Genomic DNA, 1,507 nt, shown 5'->3' with positions numbered 1-1,507 from the left:
TTTAAACAATATCAAAATCGCACTCAGTTTACTTTAGGTTGATAATTGGTTTACTTTAGGTCTACATTGCCGATATGAAAACAAATATCAGGTTTACTTTAGGTCTATAGTTGGTTGATAGTTGGTTGATCTTGAGTCTACATAACCTTATTAACCCCTCAAGAGCTAAAAGAACAAAGGCACGCTGCCGATTGTATACAAACTCGTACCTCGTTCGTCTAATCGGCGTGCCACATCGTGTGCTAAGGGATTATCCCTTAAACCCTATTTCACTCTACGAGCGATGGAATATCTTTAAATTAGGATATGAACTATATGTGTTTTGTGGGTTTTTAAGGCATTGATGGAGGTAGGATTTACGCGTAATATGAGCAGATAAAACAAAGCCCCGATTTCTCATGACTTCAAACTTGGCGGGATGAATTTGAGAAAATCGAGGCTGCGAAACTAATCATTGAGATGATTTGCGTCTCTAAGGAAATTATAGCAAATGGGAATTCAAAAACAATCTAATAACCGCCTTAAGTGCAGTTATGAGTGAAAACCAATCAATTAAATCTCTTTAAATCTGATTTTATCGAGTCACTACCTACAAAACCCTATTGTACTGATGAATTGGGCGTGACATTTATTCGTCCTAAACTTACCGCAATCAATAAAAAGTACATTCAAGTTAATCGACCATCGACTGATTTGTATTTAGTTTTTGATCTTGATTATGAGTATTCAGCCTTAGCATGGTCTGATCTAAATTTACCCGCGCCAGCGTGGGCGGCTAAAAATCCAATTAATGGACATTCCCATTTAGGTTATGCGCTAAGTGTTGGCGTCTGTACGTCATCAATGGCAAGGCTGGCACCTCTTAAATATTTAGCCGCAATACAATCGGCGTATACGGAAATATTAAAAGCGGATCGTTCTTATGCTCGATTATTAACGAAAAACCCATTACATGAAGCATGGAAAACAACATGGTGGACTGATGAAAAGTACACGCTCGATTATTTAGCTGATTTCGTTGATCTGACAGGACACCCATTAAGGGGTAAAGAGAGTCATGGATTAGGGCGTAATTGTGAGTTGTTCGAGAATGTGGCTCATTGGGCATATAAGGAAGTTCGAGAATATTGGTCGCCTGACTATAAGAGTAAATGGCAAGATGCTGTAGTGAGCCATACAGAGGCTTTAAATGCTCAATTTATCGAGCCGTTGCCTTACTCCGAAGTGAAAAGTATCTCTAAATCGATCGCTAATTTTGTTATCCGCCATTTTAGCCCTGAAAAATTCCGTGAATCTCAGTCTCTCAAAGGTCGTAAAGGTGGATTGATTGGAGGTAAACGAGGCTCTATCGAGGATAAAGCGAAAGCTGGTACATTAGGTGGGGCTAAATCTAAAGGTGGCGGTAGACCTGATAAGAAAGAGCTGTTACCTAAAGTGATAGAGTTAAAAGCATTGGGTTATAACAACAGAGCTATTGCCGATGATTTAGGTTTAAGTGCGGGCACTA

General features: G+C 39.3%; 1 protein-coding gene. It reads left to right on the top strand.

The window, feature by feature from the left end:
- Nucleotides 1-537: 537 nt before the first annotated feature.
- Nucleotides 538-1,507: replication initiation protein (locus FYJ80_RS11580; RefSeq protein WP_206361096.1), on the top strand; the 970-nt coding region annotated here is incomplete at its 3' end.

It is taken from the genome of Bullifex porci, from assembly GCF_009695635.1.
GTDB classification, from domain to species: domain Bacteria; phylum Spirochaetota; class Spirochaetia; order Sphaerochaetales; family Sphaerochaetaceae; genus Bullifex; species Bullifex porci.
This window is presented reverse-complemented; position numbering and strand designations above follow the sequence as displayed.